This is a genomic window from Gemmatimonadaceae bacterium (assembly GCA_020852815.1).
Taxonomy (GTDB): domain Bacteria; phylum Gemmatimonadota; class Gemmatimonadetes; order Gemmatimonadales; family Gemmatimonadaceae; genus SCN-70-22.
Genome location: JADZAN010000002.1, coordinates 467,676 through 483,740, shown reverse-complemented (window position 1 = coordinate 483,740; position 16,065 = coordinate 467,676). Strand labels below are relative to the sequence as shown.

Sequence of the window (16,065 nt, the reverse complement as noted above, 5' to 3'; positions counted from 1 at the left end):
CTATCGCACCTTTGAGAGAGAGTCCCCTGCCCCGGCCAGCGTCCCGACCGCTTCTCCCGCCGCCCAAGCGACGACGAAGTACGTGAGGAGTGGCAACGACTTCACGAGCTGCCCGACGTGTCGCCCCTTCCGTAGCACTCCGGACACGATGCGCCAGAGCAGCACGGGTGGCAGGGCGAATGCCGACGCTGCAAGTACAACCCTCCTTGCAAGGGTCGCGCCTTCATCCCGGATTCCCGCGTACGAGCGGGAGTACAGATACCGCTGCGACGCGTACGACCCAACCGTGAAGTGCATTTTGTGCTTCACCACGATCTCCGGACGCAGCGTGAGCGGGATGCCGTCCCGCCGCATCGCTTCATGCAGGCGATTCTCCCACCCCCCCGACGCCACGACCGACCGATAGCGCTCGAGCAACGCTCGAGGGTAGACGATGTTGTTTCCCGGGAGCCACCGCGAGGGACCCGCGGGAAGCGGAGGCATACAGGCGCTGTACTCGCAGAGGAATGCCGCCCAGTCGACCAGCGTCGAGGTGGCGCCGTTCTCCAACCCCCCCCCCACCACAGGTGTCAGCTCTCCCTGCGCTTCGAGGAGCGCACGGGCCCACCCCGGGAAGACGATGACGTGGTCCTCGATGACGGCCACCGACGGCGCAGTTGCCTCGCCGAACGCAAGCGCTCGCATCTGGGGAATGGAGGTCGTGCCGGGAACGTCCAGGACGCGAGTGTGCGGGAAGGCACGCAAGACAGCGTCGCGAACCGGGGCTCCCAGTCGATTGACGAGCAGGATCTCGAGGACGACCTGCGAACGCTCGCGCTCGAGGGCTTCGAGCGATTCGAGGATGATCTCGATCTCGTTGACAGCGGGGACGACGACCGACAGCTCGGCCGCGGGCACCTACATCTCGCGAACGTGCGCCAGGAGTGCGTCGGCGGCAGTCGTGGACATCGGTCGGTCGCGGCGCGCCGCCGCGGGGACGGCAGGGCGTCCGGTCCGCGAGCGCTTGCGTTCCGCGGAATCGTCTGCTCGAACAGGGGCCGGCGTCGCATCGCGATCAAGCATCGGTGCGTCGTCGCTCGTCACCACCACGCGCTCGAAGGGACGGAGCCACGACGAATCACCCACCTCTCCGTCGATCTTCACCGCAACGATGTCGCCCGAGGCTCGGCTGATCCCAAGTTCACGCCGCTCCGAGAGCGTCGAGCTGGCGTCCACATCGATGAAGTGAACCCCGGGATAGGCCGCATCGAGCGTGCGTTTCTGGTCGGGACAGTCCACGCGAACCACGAGGATCTCGGCGGAAAGGCGGCGGCACGGCGATGCAATGCACGTCAGGGCGCGCTCCAGCGCCGAGGCATCTCCGTCGGACAGAAGCACCACGGAGAGTGATGCACCGGGCACGCGGCGACTGCCCGACTCGACTCGCTCCATTCCGGCCCCTTCGGCGACGCGTTCCACAGATGGACTCCATCCAGCGAGGGTGCTCGCATTGAGGGGAGCGAGCGAATCCCGTCGTACCTGGCCGATCAGGAAGCGATCAGCTGCCTGTTTGCTGGTGCAAGGGTGCTGCCGGAGCAGCCTCGTGGGAACCGGCGCGGGAGTGAACCAACCAACCCATTGTGATACAACACCTTAGAAGATCTCGACGCGTCGCGGAGGCCCGTTGATTCGGGAACCGATCCGCCCGCCGATGTGGAGGTATCGCCACAAGCCTTTGCATCATGTTGGACCTCTGCCACGCGGCGGCGAGAAATGCCGGCCCCATCCGTGCCGTCAGGCGAGCAGCTCGGCGATCCGCACGGCGTTCGCCATGAGCGAGAAGGTGATGTTCTTGGCCGGCAACCAGGGGAAGCCCGCCCCATCCACGACGTGCAATCCGGGGAGCCCTCGCACCTCGCCATCGGGGCGGCAGGTATGCTCCTGCTCCAGATGGGTCATGGGAATCGTCCCCGCGTAATGCACGCTCGACCCGCGCTCGAGCACCTGCACCATGCCGCGGGGGGCGATGCAGCCAAGAGCGCCGAGCGCTCGCCGCGTGGTAGCGATGGCGCGCTCGGTCGCCGGGAGGTCGCTCGAATCGTCGCCGTACTCCAGCACGAGTTGCGGAGGGGCGGCGTCGCGCTGCTGGATGCGCGCCCGATTCACGTCACGCCTCGTATCCGCCAGCCAGATGTTCGCCACCCCGAGCGCTGCGCGCATGCGCTGGAAGACGCGACGCGACGTTGCGAGGTCGAACGGGAGCGGCGCGACAATGGGGTGCACCGCGGCCGCCTTGAGCGCCGTCACCTGGCCGTGCACGTCGTGCCGCCAGTCGCCCGTGTCGATCGCCATGGCGAGCATGTGGAACTGGTAGGAATCCAGCTCCACCTTGGCCCCCAGGCGCGCGAGGTTGACGAACGGGACCATCACGTGACGGTTGTCCATCAACCCGGCGAGTGACGGGTCGGTCTCGCCGCGAGCAAGGCGAGTTTCCAGGTAGATGAGCGACGTGGCCAGCGCACCGGCGGCGAGGATGACACGGTCGGCGCGCACCTCGAACTCGCTGCCGCCACCCAGCGGCATGGCGACGACGCCTGCGGCGCGACCGTCGGCCGCAACGAGGACGCGCCGCACCTGCACGCCGGGCCGGTACACAAAGCGCGCATGTTGCTGGAGGTCGGCGAGCGTGAGGCTGGGGCGGTACAGCGCCCCCCGCGGGCACCCCCACAGGCATCGCCCTAACTCTCCGCAGGCGCGTCGCGACCCGTGATCGCGCGACAGCACGGCCACGCGCGAGCGCCCGAGGTGGACGCCGAGCGCGTTGACACGCTCGCGACGCTGCGCATAACGAGCGGCGATCCAGGCCGAGTGTGCGTCGGGCTCGAGCGGTGGCAGGTACGGTGCCGTGAGTGGCGAGAAACGCTGGAGGTCGTCGGGGGCGGCGGTCACGCCGATGCGTCGCGCAACGGTGGCGTAGTGCGGCCGCATGTCGCCCGCACGGAACGGGAAGTCCACGAATTCCTCGTCCCGCAGTTCATACGAACCACCGGTCCACGCCTCGGCCAGTCCACCGCGTGCGTACGACAGCATGGGGTGGAATCCCCGCTCGACCACGCCCTCGCCGGCCGGGCGACGAAAGACGTATTCCTTGCTTGGGGGGAAACCGTACGGCTTGGCATGCGCTGAGGGATACACCACCGCCTCGCCACGTGGGCCGAGGAAGTACGCGCCGTCGTCGTCCAACGCGTCCTTGAGCGCCATGAACGCCGAGTCGGGGTGCGGAGGCTCCGGGCGCTCGAATCCCACGTCGAGCAGCGTGACATCGTGACCGCGCTCGAGCATCGTCTGCGCGAAGTGCACACCGGTGGCGCCGGAACCAACCACCAGGAATTCAGCCATGGCCGGTCGACGCGCGCGCTCCGCGCAGCGAGAGGAGGAAGTGCACGGGGAGGAGCACGACGACGGCGGCGACCGTGCACGCCACCCAGCGCACCCCTAACGCCACGAGGGCGAGCCACGACGCCGTGGCCGAGGCATGACGCGCGGTGTCGTAACGTGCGTGCGTCGCGGGCATGGACTCGAGCACCGCGAGCGCCAGCACGAGCTTGCGCCGCAACAGGCCGAACGGGCGCACGCGCCGCGCGTAGCAGTCGGACAGCGTACAGGCAACCGTTCCACTGCGCCCCCACTGGAACAACCACGCGTCGAGCCCATCGCTTGCGCCTGGCGGGAGCGACTGGTGCGCCCGCACGTATGCAGCGGCCAGCCGTTCATCGACCGACACGGTGCCGAGGTAGCGCGCAAAGACGGAGAACTCGTGCGCCAGCGCCGCCGGATCGGCGCGCTCGGCGGCGCCTGACGAGTGGCCGGCGAGAGGCGGCGCACCGGCTTCCGCCACGAGCATTGCATCGACGCCGCGTGGCGCGGGAAGCAAGCGGGCTACCAGCGGGTTGGGCACCGCCGCCGAATCGTTCACGAACGACGCCAGCTGTCCGGCCGTGATCGGGAGCGCGGTTCCGACAACTCGCTCGGCGGCGCCAAGCATCGCTCGAAGGAGGGCGAGCGGAACGCCCACGGGGCTTCGGGGCTTTAGGCCAGACGCGGCTCGCACGCGTGCGAGCAGCGCGCGCATCGTCAGGCGCTCTCCGCCGCCAACTTCCATCGGCGTCGTGCCGGAGGGATCGTCGCCGGCGAGGGCGACCAGGAAGGCAGCGAGGTCGTCGACGTGGATGGGCTGGACGAGCACCTCGCCGCTTCCCAGCACGATGGGGGCACCGCCGTTCGCCAGCCCGGTGAGCGCCGCCTGGATCGGCGACCCATCGCCGAAGATCATCGTGGGGCGAACGATCGAGCAGGGGACGCCGCTCGAAGCAACGATCGATTCGGCTTCGAGCTTGGCGTGCGCGTAGTGGTACCACCGCTGGTCGCGAAACGAGGCCGCGATCGACGAGACGAAGATGAGGTGAGCTGCCCCGCCGGCGCGCGCCGCGTCGACGACTCGGCGCGTCCCCTCGACGTTGACCGCTCGCATGGCCTCGGGGGTGGCCTTGCCGGTGGCGGCCGCCAGGTGCAGGACGACGCTCCCCGCCGTGACGACGTCGTCGGGAAGCGGGGAAGCCGCGAGGTCGCAGTCAACGGCAGTCCAGCCAGGACGCCACTGCGGTCCGCGCGCCAGCGCCGTGGCGCGACGGGCCACGACCCGCACCGATGGTGCGCCGCGCTGCGCCAGGAGGTGCAACACGCGTTGACCGAGAAAGCCGGTCGCCCCCGTGAGGACGACCGGCGGAAAGGAGCCAGCCTTCATGGCCAGACCAGGAGTGAGGACTGCCGTGAGGCGCTGCGGCTCAGGGGCGCTTGAGCGCCCGCGCGGGAGCGGCGCTCGGCGACAGCAGGTCGCGCCAGAGCTTGAGGCGAATGCGGAAGACGCCCTTGATGTCGTCCCACGCAGTCTTCACGATCTTCACGCGGCTGTCGTCGTCCTCGATCCATTCCACCGGGATGTCAGCGATCTGGTATCCCTTCTTCTCCGCCAGCACCAGGAGCTCGGTGTCGAAGAACCAGGCTTGATCATGCACCTGCGGGATCAGGTCGGCCATCGCGGCGCGCGAAATGGCCTTGAAGCCGCACTGCGCATCCGAGAACGAGGTCCAGAGGACTGCCTTGATGAAGAGGTTGTACGAGCGTGAGATGAACTCGCGCTTGACCGAGCGAGTGGTGCGCGACTGCGGAAGGAGGCGCGAGCCGGTAGCCAGGTCGAAGCCGTCGACGACAATCGAGTGCACCATCTTGGGGAGTGCAGCCAACTCGGTCGAGAGGTCGACGTCGGTATAGCACATCACGTCCGCGTCGCTCTGGCTCCAGGCCTGGCGCAGCGCGCGCCCGCGGCCGCGTTGCGGGAGTTGGAGGAAGCGTACGTCGTCGTACTGCGCCGCGAGTTCCTTCGCGACCCGGTCGGTTCCGTCGGTGGAGCCGTTGTCGACGACGATCACCCGCCAGCGACAGGGGAGCGCCTTGGAGAGGAACTGCCGCACGGTCGCAACGCTCTTCCCGAGAACGTGGGCCTCGTTCAACACTGGAATCACGACATCGACCATGATCCTCGGGTCCCAGCCGCTGACCTCCTCAATCTGGTAGACCGCCATCAGTCCGATCTCCTTGTGGTGCGTTCCGACGCTGTCTCGTGCGAGCGTACCGCGGTCGCCAGAACCATGCGTGTCGTGGTTGACCACCCCGGAAGAGCAAATGCCCGGCCAAGGTAGGGAAGCCGTCACGATCGACGGGTGGCGAACGGATGCATGGCGAAATCCGGGCCGCCCTGTCGCCGGGGGCGGGAACGGCCGGGGCAGGTGGGGCGGGAGGGGGCGGCGAGCCACACATCCTATTGATGCGCCAGGCGCGCGCTGACTCGCACTTCGCGCGGCGCCGCGCGATCCGGAGCAAGTGATCGGCGAGCCGTCGGGCGCCGTTCGATGTCGCGGGCGCGCCACACACAGATTGTTTACGGCAACTTCCACCGGGCCGTCCCTGAACGCATCGGGCGACTCCCTCGACGGTGAGGCGCATTCGGGAACGTGAGACCCACCATTTCCGGCACCGGCCTTGCTGACATCGGTACCCACCGAAATCCAACAATGGAAAGTCGAAGGCGCCAGGCGCTGGCGCGTAGCTCCAGTCGCTCTTTCTGCTCCCCCCGTTTCCACCGCTCCCCCTGCCCCGAAATGTCCTGCTCACCCCTCGCGACACCGATGCCTCGCCGCACCTCGTCGAGCGCCTCGGGGCGCCAACTCATTGGACGGCGGTGCACCCACCGCCATGCGAGCAAGGGAGCATGAGCGCACCGTCCCCCAGGACCTCGACGCCGGAGCAAGGCACATCGCGCTGGCAGGCAACGGACGGCCGCGGCACGAGCGTACACCACCTGCGCACCACCTGCCGAGCCTGCACGCAGGCAACGCTGCACCGCGTCCTGCAACTCGGGAATCAGCCGCTCGCCAACGCCTTCCTGCGCTCGAGCGACGACGCGCGGCATGAGAGCCGGTTCCCGCTCGAGCTGTACTTCTGCACGACGTGCTCGCTGGTCCAGCTGGCCGACGTGATCGACCCCGAGGTCCTGTTTGGCGAGTACATCTACGTCACGGGGACGTCGTCGACCATGGCGTTGCACAATCAGGAGTATGCGCGCACCGTGCGCGACCGCCTGACGCTGGGACCCGGCGACCTGGTGGTGGAGGTCGCGAGCAACGACGGGTCGCTGCTGGGGTGCTTCAAGGAGTTTGGCGGGCGCATCCTCGGCGTCGAGCCGGCGCGCAACATCGCCGCCCTGGCGGCGTCGCGGGGGATTCCGACGGTGAACCGCTTCTTCGACGAGGGAGCGGGCCACGAGTTGCGATCGACGCATGGCGCCGCGCGCGCCGTGATTGGCAACAACGTGCTGGCGCACGTGGACGACACGCAGGGCTTCCTGCGCGGGGCGGCAGCGCTCATCGCCGACGACGGCGCGGTCATCGTCGAGGTGCCGTACGCGCGCGAGATGCTGCTCAACTGCGAGTACGACACGATCTACCACGAGCACCTGTGCTACTTCTCCGTCACCGCGCTGGCCCACCTGGCGCAGCGCGTGGGGCTGGCGGTGGACGACGTGCAGGAGCGTGAGGTGCACGGCGGGACGATTCGGGTGTGGATGCGCAAGCAGCCGGCGCACGGCGCGCGCGCGCGCGAGATGATGGCGACCGAGGCGGCGAACGGACTGTCGACGCTGGCAGCGTGGGAGGAGTTTGCCCGTCGCGCCGCGGAGCATCGCCGCTCGTTGCGCCTGATGCTGGAGGAGCTGCACGGTCGCGGCAAGGTGGTGGCCGGGTACGGCGCGCCGGCGAAGGGAAACACGATGCTGAACTACTGCGGCATCGACCCGACGCTCGTCCCGTACACCGTCGACCGCAACCCGCTCAAGGTGGGGACGTACACGCCGGGAATGCATATTCCGGTGCTGGACGTGAAGACGCTCCTCGATCGCGCCCCCGACTTCGTCCTGATCCTCGCCTGGAACTTCGCCGACGAGATCATGGAGCAGCAGCAGGCGTATCGCGACCGCGGCGGGCGCTTCATCATCCCCATTCCCTCTCCCCGGATCGCCTAGCCCCATGCGCGTCGTGATTCTGGCCGGTGGCAAGGGGACGCGGCTGTCCGAGGAGACGACGGCGCGTCCCAAGCCGATGGTGGAGATCGGGGGGCGCCCGATCCTCTGGCACCTGATGCACTACTTCGCCGCAGCAGGACACAAGGACTTCCTGGTGGCGTGCGGCTACAAGGGCGAGTTCATCAAGCAGTACTTCCGCGACTTCGCGCTGCGCGAGAGCGACTTCTTCGTCGACCTCTCGAACGGGTCCGTCGACGTCGTGAACGGATCGCGCCTGGACTGGAAGGTCGGGTTGGTCGACACGGGGCTGGAGACGATGACCGGCGGGCGACTCAAGCGCCTGCACCGTTTCCTGGACGGCGAGCGCTTCTTCTGCACATACGGCGACGGTTTGTCCAACGTCGACGTGCGCCAGCTCCTGGCCTTTCACCAGTCGCATGGCAAACTGGCAACAGTGACGGCGGTGCGTCCGCCGGCGCGCTTTGGCGGGCTCTCGCTCGACGGCGACCGGGTGCATGCCTTCACGGAGAAGCCGCAGGCCGAGGGCGGGTGGATCAACGGCGGCTTCTTTGTCCTCGAGCCGAGGGTCCTGGACTACCTGGTGGACGACGAGACGGTGCTCGAACGCGAACCGCTGGAGCGGCTCGCCGAGGACGGTCAGCTCATGGCGTTCAAGCACGGGGGCTTCTTCCAGCCGATGGATACCGTGCGGGAGCGCGACCTGCTGGAATCACTGTGGGCGAGCGGACAGGCGCCCTGGAAGAACTGGACATGACTTTCTGGAACGAGCGCCGTGTGCTGGTGACCGGAGCCACGGGGTTGCTGGGCTCGCACCTGGTGAGCGAGCTGCTGCGTCGCAGGGCGTCGGTGGTGTGCCTGGTGCGCGACTGGGTGGCCGACAGCGAGGCGGTGACGTCAGGAACGCTCGGCAAGTGCCGCGTGGTGCGCGGCGAGCTCGAGGACTACGAGACGGTGTTGCGCGCCCTCAACGAGTACGAGGTCGATTCCGTCTTTCACCTCGGGGCGCAGACGATCGTTGGAACGGCGTCGCGCTCGCCGCTGTCCACGTTCGAGGCGAACATCAAGGGGACGTGGGTCCTGCTCGAGGCGGCGCGGCAGCTGGCGGGGCGCGTGCAGCGCATCGTGGTGGCGTCGAGCGACAAGGCGTACGGCGAGCACCCCACCCTGCCCTACACCGAGGATGCGCCGCTCATCGGGCGCTTCCCGTACGACGTCTCCAAGTCGTGCGCCGACCTCATCACGCTGTCGTACTTCCACTCGTACCGCCTTCCCGTGGCGGTGACGCGGTGCGGCAACCTGTACGGCGGCGGTGACCTCAACTGGAACCGCCTGGTGCCCGGGACGATCCGCGCCGCGCTCAAGGGCGAGTCGCCGGTGATTCGCAGCGACGGGACGTTCGTGCGCGACTACTTCTTCGTGCGCGACGCGGTGGAGGCGTACCTGCAGCTGGCCGAGCGCGTCCCGGAGGAGGGTTTCATCGGCGAGGCCTTCAACTTCGGGACGGAGACGCCGCTCTCGGTCACGCAGATGGCGGGGGAGATCCTGCGCGTGATGGGGCGCGAGGACTTGCCGCTGACGATCCTGAACCAGGCCACCAACGAGATCTCGCGCCAGTACCTGGACTGCGCCAAGGCGCGCGCGCGCATGCAGTGGGCGCCGCACTGGACGCTGGACGCGGCGCTGCGCGAGACGGTCGCCTGGTACGGCGACTACGTCGAGCGTCGCGAGTCGTGACGCTCACCCCGGCGCCGCGGCGACTGTCGGCCGGCTGGTGGGTGCTCGCAGCCGCAACGCTCCTCGCGCTCGTCTCCCCGACGACACTGGCCGGCCTGGCGCCGGAACCAACCCCCCAGCAGCTGCAACTCGGCGCCTGGGTGCTCAAGGGAGCGCTGCTGCTGTTCGGCGTGGGAGCGGTCGTGCTCGACCGACTGTGCGCGCGCGACGGCGAACGCCACCCGCAAACCGCGCGCGACGAGGCGCCATGGCCACGTGCGGAGCGACTGGCACTCGGCGGGCTCCTCATCGTGGCGCTCGCGCTGCGCCTGGTGCGACTCGATGGCGGCCTCTGGATCGACGAGATCTCGACGCTGCTCACGTATGTCCGCCGCCCGATGGTGGAGACGTTCGTGGTGTACGACTCGCAGAACCAGCACCCGCTGTACACCCTCCTGGCCCAAATGTCGATTGCGGTGTTCGGCGACTCGCCGAGCGCGTTGCGGCTGCCGGCCGTGCTGCTGGGGGTGGCGAGCGTTGCCGCCTTGTATGTGCTGGCCCGGCGCGTGGCGTCGCGCGCGGAGGCTTTCCTGGGGGCCGCGCTCCTCGCCGCCTCGATGCACCATGTCTGGTTCTCGCAGAACGCGCGCGGCTACACCGGGCTGCTCGCCCTCTCGCTCGTCGCCACGCTCGCGCTGTGGCGACTGGTGCGCCGCGAGGGGAGCGTGCGACGCTGGGCGTGGGTGTACGCCATCAGCATGGGACTGGCCACGTGGGTCCACCTTACCGGGGCGCTGATCGCCCTGGGGCACGCCGTCATCCTCCTCGGCGCGCTCGCGGCGCCGAGGATGCTGGGACTGGAACGCGGCGCCGCGACGCGCGACGTGGTGGTCCCCGCCCTGGGGGCGATCGCGCTTGCCGGGCTCTGCTCCATCCTGCTGTACGCCCCCGTCCTGCCGCAGCTCCCGGACGTGATCCTCCATGCCGCGCCGACCGTTCCCGTGGCGCCAGGGCGTGCTCCCGCGTCCATCGCATGGAAGAATCCGCTCTGGTTCGTGACCGAGATGGTGGCGCGACTCGCGGCCGGGATCCCGGGGGGTGTGGTGGCGGTCGTACTCGCCGCGGGCGTTCTGGCTGCCGGGGTTTGGTCGTACCTGCGGGACCAGCGGTTGCTGCTGGCCCTGATCGTCATGCCGATGGTCACGACGATCGGGGTGATGATGGCCACGCGGCACAACCTGTGGCCACGCTTCTTCTTCTTTGCCGCCGGCTTTGCCGTGATGCTGGGCATGCGTGGCGGCTTTGCATTGGTGGAGTGGATCGGTGCGAAGGTGTGGCGATGGGACGCGCCCACGGCCCGCCGGATGGCGGCCGTGGGGGCGTCGCTCGTGGTGGTGGCCAGCGCGCTCACCGTGCCACGCGCGTGGGGGCCCAAGCAGGATTTCGTTGCGGCCGCCAACTTCCTGCGCTCGTCGCGGGGGGAGCGGGACGCGGTCGTCACGTTAGGCGTGACGGATGAACCGATCCGCAAGTACCTCGGCGTCGCCGCCGATTCGCTGGACCGGCTGGACGAATTGCAGCAAGTGGAGGCCGCGCACGCGCGCACCTGGGTGGTCGTCACCTTCCCGGTGCTGTTCGAGGCGCGCCAACCCGACGTGGCCGACTGGCTGCGCGGCCGCTATGACACGGCGGCCGTCTTTTCGGGGAGTGTGGGCGGTGGAGACATCGTCGTTCTCGTGCGGAACAAGTCACGTGCCTGATCACGCCTTGCAGGAAACCACCAGTCCCACGCATCGGCCGCCGTCGCCGAGCCCCACCGCGACGGTCGGGGCACACGGATCCGTGGTCGAGATCGTCGACACCTCGTTCCCCGCCGCCGCGCGCCAGGTCTCGGTCGTGATCCCGGCGTACAACGAGGGGCCGCACGTCGCGCAGCAGATACGCGACGTCGACGAGGTGATGAAGGACACCGGGTGGACCTACGAGATCATCGTCGTCGACGACGGCTCGAAGGACGACACGTCGCAGAACGCGGCCACGACGTCGGCGCGCGTGCTGCGCCGGGTGCGCAACCAGGGGTACGGCGCGGCGCTCAAGCTCGGGATCCGTCACGCGCAGTACGACTGGATCCTCATCACCGACGCCGATGGGACGTATCCGGTCGCGGCGATCCCGGGGATCCTGGCGCGCGCCGAGGCCAACGACATGGTGGTCGGCGCACGGGTGGGTGCCGAGGTGAGCATTCCGTGGGAGCGCCGTCCGGCCAAGTGGTTCCTCAAGAAGCTGGCGAGCTACCTGGCAGAGCGCGACCTGGTCGACATCAACTCGGGATTGCGCCTCATGCGCAAGAAGCTGGTGGAGAAGTACGAGTTCCTCCTTCCGCAGGGCTTCTCGTTCACGACGACCATCACGCTCTCGTGTGCCTGCAACGGGCACGCGATGGAGTATGTCCCGATCGACTACGCGGCGCGGCTCGGCAACTCGAAAATCAGGGCGCGCCATGCGTACGACTTCACGCTGCTGATCGTGCGCACGATCGTCTACTTCAACCCGCTCAAGGTCTTCCTGCCCGTGGGGGCGGCGATGTTCGTGGCGGGGCTGGGCAAGCTGGCCTACGACATCTACAAGGACAATCTCTCGGAGAGCGCGGTCCTCGCGTTCCTGGGGGCAATGCTGGTCTGGGCGGTGGGGCTCCTCGCGGACCAGAACCAGCGCATGTCGCAGAAGCGATGACGGGGCGGACCAAGGCCATCGTCAGCGTCGGGCTCCTCGCGCTTCTCTTCTGGATCCTGCCGTGGTCACAGCTCGAGGAGGCGTTTCGTCGCCTCTCGCTGCGCACCTGGCTGGGGCTCCTGGCCGGCTTCGTGGGAGGGCACCTGCTTGGCGTGGTGAAGTGGCGCACGGTGGTGAACGCCGGACGGGCGCGCCTGGGCTTCCGCGACGCGATCATGTGCTACGGTGCGGGGCTGTTCACCAACCTGTGCCTGCCCACGATCGTTGGCGGCGACATCTTGCGCCTGACGATGGCGTCCCGCATCACGCGCAACCCGGCGGCCGTGACGTTAGGCGGGGTGACCGATCGCCTCTCCGACATCCTGGCGCTGGGGATCCTCCTCGCGCTGGGGCTCCTCCTGTCGACCGACCAGCTCCCGGGGCTGTGGGGGCAGGTGATTACCGTCGTGGTCGTCGTGGGTGCGGTCCTCGCGATGGCCGGGCTCCCCTTTGTCCTGCAGCGCCCGCTCGCGCGATGGCCGAAGAAGTTCCGCCGCCCCATCGGGCGCCTGCTCGTGGCGCTACGACACTCATGGAAGACGCCGTCGGCGCTGGCCACGGCGCTCGCGCTGTCGCTCGTCATCCAGGGAGGCTTCGTCCTGCTCAACGTGGCGCTCGGGCGCTCCATCGGGATCGGGGTCGACCTCTCGGTCTGGCTCATCGCCTGGCCGGCGGCCAAGGTGGCGGGACTCCTCCCCATCTCGCTGGGGGGGCTGGCGGTGCGAGAGGCATCGCTCGGTGCCCTGCTGCTCCCCTTTGGGGTCCCGATGGCGACTGGAGTGGCCGCCTCGCTCATCTGGCAAACGGTGCTCATTGGCGGCGGGCTGATTGGCGGGGCCACGTGGGTGATGCTGCGCCCGTCCAATGGCGGTTCCGACTCGGTGGCCGCGAACGCAGAGATCTCTCCCACCAATGCCTGACACTCGCCCGGTGACCGCCCCGCGCGTCCTGATCCTCGGCGCCGGCCCCGCCGGGCTGGGGGCGGCGCTACAGCTGCAACGCCAGGGGCGAGGCTCGGCGACCGTGCTGGAGCAGCATGCCGTTCCCGGGGGGAACGCGGGGAGCTTCGACTTTGGCGGCCAGCGCCTCGACTTCGGGTCGCACCGCCTGCACCCGGCGAGCGACCCCGACATCCTCGCCGACATCAAGGCGCTGGTGGGTGAGGACCTGCTGGTGCGCCCGCGGCACGGGCGCATCCGCCTGCGCGGGCGGTGGATCCACTTCCCGCTCAAGCCCGCCGACCTCCTGCTCCGCCTCGACAAGGGCTTCGCGATCTCGTCCAGCGTCGACATGGCGCGCAAGGCTTTGCACCTGACGGGAGCGCCAGCCGACCACTTTGCCGGCGTGCTCTGGAACTCGTTAGGCCCGACGATCTGTCGCGACTTCTATTTCCCGTATGCGCGCAAGATCTGGGGGCTCGATCCCGAGCAACTGTCGTCCGTGCAGGCGCGCCGCCGCGTGAAGGCCTCGTCGTTCGGCGGGTTGATGCGGAAGGTCTTCGGGGCGCTCCCCGGACTCAGGCAACCCATGACGGGGAAGTTCTACTATCCGCGCCAGGGGTTCGGGCAGATCTGCGAGGCCTACGCAACCGCTGCCGCCGCGAGCGGGGCATCGGTCCGCTACCAGCACCGTGTGGAGCAGGTGATCCCGCCCGCCACCGAGCGCGCCCCCTGGACGGTGCTCGCCCGCGACGACCGCGGGACCGAGCAGCTGCAAGCCGACTACCTCTGGTCGACCATCCCGATCACGGCGGTGGCGCGGGCGTACCAGGGGGAGATCCCCGCGTCGGTCCCGGCGGCCGCCGCGTCGATCCGGTACCGGGCGATGATCCTGGTCTACCTGCAGCTCGACGTGGAGCAGTTCACGGAGTACGACGCGCACTACCTCCCCGAGTCGGCGGTGCGCATCACGCGACTCTCGGAACCGAAGAACTACCGCGATGCCGTGCCGCCCACGGGGAGGACGGTGCTGTGCGCCGAGTTGCCGTGCGAGGCAGACGACGACGTGTGGCAGATGGACGATGCGTCGTTAGGCGAGCTGGTGGCCGCCGACCTCGGGACGGTCGGGCTGCCGCTGGCGCGGCCGCCGATCGCCGTCTTCACCCGCCGCCTGCGCCAGGCCTACCCGATCTACCTCACCGGATACGAGACGCACTTTGGCGCACTCGACCGCTGGGCCGACTCGCTCCCTCGCTTCCTCACCTTCGGGCGCCAGGGACTCTTTGCACACGACAACACGCATCACGCCCTGCGCATGGGCTATGCGGCCGCCGAGTGCCTGCGCCCCGACGGATTCGATACGGTAGCCTGGCGCGCCTGGCGCAGGGAGTTCGAGACGCATGTCGTCGAGGACTGACGCGACGGCCGGCGCCGAGTCGCGCGCCGTCCCGTTGCGCGGCCGTCCATCGCGCGGCCGCCCGTCGCGCGCGCTGCAGTGGCGCGTCTTCTTCACCTGCTGGGTCCTCTTCTCGCTGCACTTCGCCACCGACTTCGTCCGCGAGCACTTCCTCGTCACCAGCATGGTCGACGACCGCTCCTTCGACCTGGGGAAGTACTACGGGATGCACCCGGACATCTTCAGGAACCCGCCCGAGGCGCCGCACGGCGGGGTCCACCATGGCGCGAACCCCGGCATCTCGATGATCGCCGCGGTGCCGTACCTCCTGCTCAAGCCGGTGGTGGACCGCGTGGTCGAGCGTGACCTCGCCAGGCGCAAGGCGAGCGGCGCCGACACCGCCGCCTACCGCGACCCCCGCCAGATGCGCATCGCGTTCTACCAGCGCGCGCGCGCACTCGGCGTCGACCTGCGCTTCGGTCTCATCGGGCTCATCACGCAGGTCCTGTGCATGGCACCGCTCTCGGCGTTTAGTGTCGTGATAGTCCTGCGACTCCTGCTGGGGATGGGGATCCGCGAACGATCGGCGACGTGGCTCTCGCTCGCCTACGCCTTCTGCACCCCCGTCCTCTTTCGCACCGCGTACCTGAACCAGAACCTGGCGATCGGGATCTTCGCCCTCCTGGGCTTCGCGGTGCTGTGGGATCCGCTCCGGCGCGCGACGAGTCGTTGGGGGTGGAACGCCCGCCTCTTCGGTGCCGGGCTCATGGGCGGGACGTGCTTCCTCAACGACTACAGCGGCGCGCTGGCCACCGGGCTGCTCGGCGTGTACGCACTCTGGCTGGCGTGGGACGATCGTGGCGCGCGCGCGGTGATCCCCGCCGGCGCGGTGTACACGCTCGGCGCGCTGGGGCCCATCCTGGTGCTCTGGTACTACCAGTGGGCCGCGTTCGGGAACTTCATCCTCCCGCCGCAGAACTGGATGGCCCCCGTCACGTGGATCGAGGTGGGCTACAAGGGGGTCGGCGGACCGCAGCCCGACCTCCTCTGGATGCTCCTCGCCGAGCCGCGCTACGGACTGTTCACCTCTGCGCCGCTCCTGCTCCTCGCGCTGGCGTGGCCGTACTATCACGCCAGGCGCGCCACACTCCTGCCACTGCGCGAGGCGCTCGTCTGCCTTGCCATGTCGCTGGCCTTCGTCGTCTTCTTCAGCGCGGTGCAGTACACGCGCCTGCAGTGGGTGACGGGGATCCGCTACCTGATGCCGGTGATCCCCTTCCTCTTTCTCCTCACGGCCGACGTGCTGCGCCTGGTGCCGCGCGCCGTTTCGGCAGTGGCGCTCCTTGCCGGCTTCGCCGTCGACTGGGCGCTGGCCATGACGCGGAGCCAGGCGGGGGTCGTGCAGGCTATCGAGAGCGTGCTGCGCGACGGCGTGTCGCTCCCGGTGGTGACCACGCTGTCCAAGATGACGACGCAGTACCTCCCGTGGGGGGACGGTCGTCTTACCGCCACCCCCCTGTTTGTCCTGGCGGCGCTGCTGGTGGCGGCCATCTGGCTCGTCCCCCTGCCCCGCAGGGCTCGCGGAGCGGAGGCGGCGCAGCCGGCCTGAC

General features: G+C 69.0%; 13 protein-coding genes. 8 read left to right on the top strand and 5 right to left on the bottom strand.

The features are described 5' to 3' along the window. The 5 genes from IT359_02975 to IT359_02955 form a co-directional block, all read right to left on the bottom strand. A complete protein-coding gene (locus IT359_02975) occupies positions 1-897 on the bottom strand; it encodes a hypothetical protein (GenBank protein MCC6927934.1) in 897 nt (298 codons plus the stop codon). Next, entirely contained in the window at positions 898-1,377 is a 480-nt protein-coding gene (locus IT359_02970; protein ID MCC6927933.1) for a hypothetical protein, read from the bottom strand. It lies immediately after the preceding gene. Positions 1,378-1,773: 396 nt separating this feature from the next. Beyond that, positions 1,774-3,378: a GMC family oxidoreductase gene (locus IT359_02965; protein ID MCC6927932.1), complete on the bottom strand. Its 1,605-nt coding sequence runs from the start codon at positions 3,376-3,378 to the stop codon at positions 1,774-1,776. Beyond that, the gene (locus tag IT359_02960; protein ID MCC6927931.1) at positions 3,371-4,783 is read right to left on the bottom strand and encodes an NAD(P)H-binding protein; all 1,413 of its coding nucleotides are present in this window, start codon (positions 4,781-4,783) and stop codon (positions 3,371-3,373) included. Before IT359_02960 ends, IT359_02965 begins: the two co-directional genes overlap by 8 nt. Positions 4,784-4,823: 40 nt before the next feature. Continuing rightward, the gene (locus tag IT359_02955) at positions 4,824-5,621 is read right to left on the bottom strand and encodes a glycosyltransferase family 2 protein (GenBank protein ID MCC6927930.1); all 798 of its coding nucleotides are present in this window, start codon (positions 5,619-5,621) and stop codon (positions 4,824-4,826) included. A gap of 686 nt (positions 5,622-6,307) precedes the next feature. Between IT359_02955 and IT359_02950 the strand changes: the two genes are divergently transcribed. The 8 genes from IT359_02950 to IT359_02915 are packed head-to-tail and all read left to right on the top strand — an operon-like array spanning position 6,308 to position 16,064. Next, positions 6,308-7,615 (top strand): class I SAM-dependent methyltransferase, encoded by a 1,308-nt coding sequence (locus IT359_02950; protein MCC6927929.1) that lies wholly within the window; start codon positions 6,308-6,310, stop codon positions 7,613-7,615. Between the two features lie 4 nt (positions 7,616-7,619). Then, positions 7,620-8,390 (top strand): glucose-1-phosphate cytidylyltransferase, encoded by a 771-nt coding sequence (gene rfbF, locus IT359_02945; GenBank protein ID MCC6927928.1) that lies wholly within the window; start codon positions 7,620-7,622, stop codon positions 8,388-8,390. Continuing rightward, positions 8,387-9,370 (top strand): GDP-mannose 4,6-dehydratase, encoded by a 984-nt coding sequence (locus tag IT359_02940; protein ID MCC6927927.1) that lies wholly within the window; start codon positions 8,387-8,389, stop codon positions 9,368-9,370. The genes rfbF and IT359_02940 overlap by 4 nt, the downstream gene beginning before the upstream one ends. Continuing rightward, positions 9,367-11,109 carry a glycosyltransferase family 39 protein gene (locus tag IT359_02935; GenBank protein ID MCC6927926.1) on the top strand — a complete coding sequence of 581 codons (1,743 nt, stop codon included), beginning with the start codon at positions 9,367-9,369 and terminating at the stop codon, positions 11,107-11,109. The genes IT359_02940 and IT359_02935 overlap by 4 nt, the downstream gene beginning before the upstream one ends. Further along, complete coding sequence (locus tag IT359_02930; protein MCC6927925.1) at positions 11,102-12,082, top strand: glycosyltransferase family 2 protein; 981 nt, start codon at positions 11,102-11,104, stop codon at positions 12,080-12,082. The genes IT359_02935 and IT359_02930 overlap by 8 nt, the downstream gene beginning before the upstream one ends. Beyond that, positions 12,079-13,041, top strand: a complete 963-nt coding sequence (locus IT359_02925) for a flippase-like domain-containing protein (protein ID MCC6927924.1) — start codon at positions 12,079-12,081, stop codon at positions 13,039-13,041. The genes IT359_02930 and IT359_02925 overlap by 4 nt, the downstream gene beginning before the upstream one ends. Next, on the top strand, positions 13,034-14,476 hold the full coding sequence (locus tag IT359_02920; protein ID MCC6927923.1) for an FAD-dependent oxidoreductase: 1,443 nt from the start codon (positions 13,034-13,036) through the stop codon (positions 14,474-14,476). Before IT359_02925 ends, IT359_02920 begins: the two co-directional genes overlap by 8 nt. Then, complete coding sequence (locus IT359_02915; protein MCC6927922.1) at positions 14,460-16,064, top strand: hypothetical protein; 1,605 nt, start codon at positions 14,460-14,462, stop codon at positions 16,062-16,064. Before IT359_02920 ends, IT359_02915 begins: the two co-directional genes overlap by 17 nt. Position 16,065 lies beyond the last annotated feature (1 nt).

Bases quoted from the DNA above. Each gene is read 5' to 3' on its own strand.
- IT359_02940 (MCC6927927.1), top strand. From the start codon at position 8,387: ATGACTTTCTGGAACGAGCGCCGTGTGCTGGTGACCGGAGCCACGGGG.
- rfbF (MCC6927928.1), top strand. From the start codon at position 7,620: ATGCGCGTCGTGATTCTGGCCGGTGGCAAGGGGACGCGGCTGTCCGAG.
- IT359_02965 (MCC6927932.1), bottom strand. From the start codon at position 3,378: ATGGCTGAATTCCTGGTGGTTGGTTCCGGCGCCACCGGTGTGCACTTC.
- IT359_02920 (MCC6927923.1), top strand. From the start codon at position 13,034: ATGCCTGACACTCGCCCGGTGACCGCCCCGCGCGTCCTGATCCTCGGC.
- IT359_02955 (MCC6927930.1), bottom strand. From the start codon at position 5,621: ATGGCGGTCTACCAGATTGAGGAGGTCAGCGGCTGGGACCCGAGGATC.
- IT359_02925 (MCC6927924.1), top strand. From the start codon at position 12,079: ATGACGGGGCGGACCAAGGCCATCGTCAGCGTCGGGCTCCTCGCGCTT.
- IT359_02960 (MCC6927931.1), bottom strand. From the start codon at position 4,783: ATGAAGGCTGGCTCCTTTCCGCCGGTCGTCCTCACGGGGGCGACCGGC.
- IT359_02915 (MCC6927922.1), top strand. From the start codon at position 14,460: ATGTCGTCGAGGACTGACGCGACGGCCGGCGCCGAGTCGCGCGCCGTC.
- IT359_02950 (MCC6927929.1), top strand. From the start codon at position 6,308: ATGAGCGCACCGTCCCCCAGGACCTCGACGCCGGAGCAAGGCACATCG.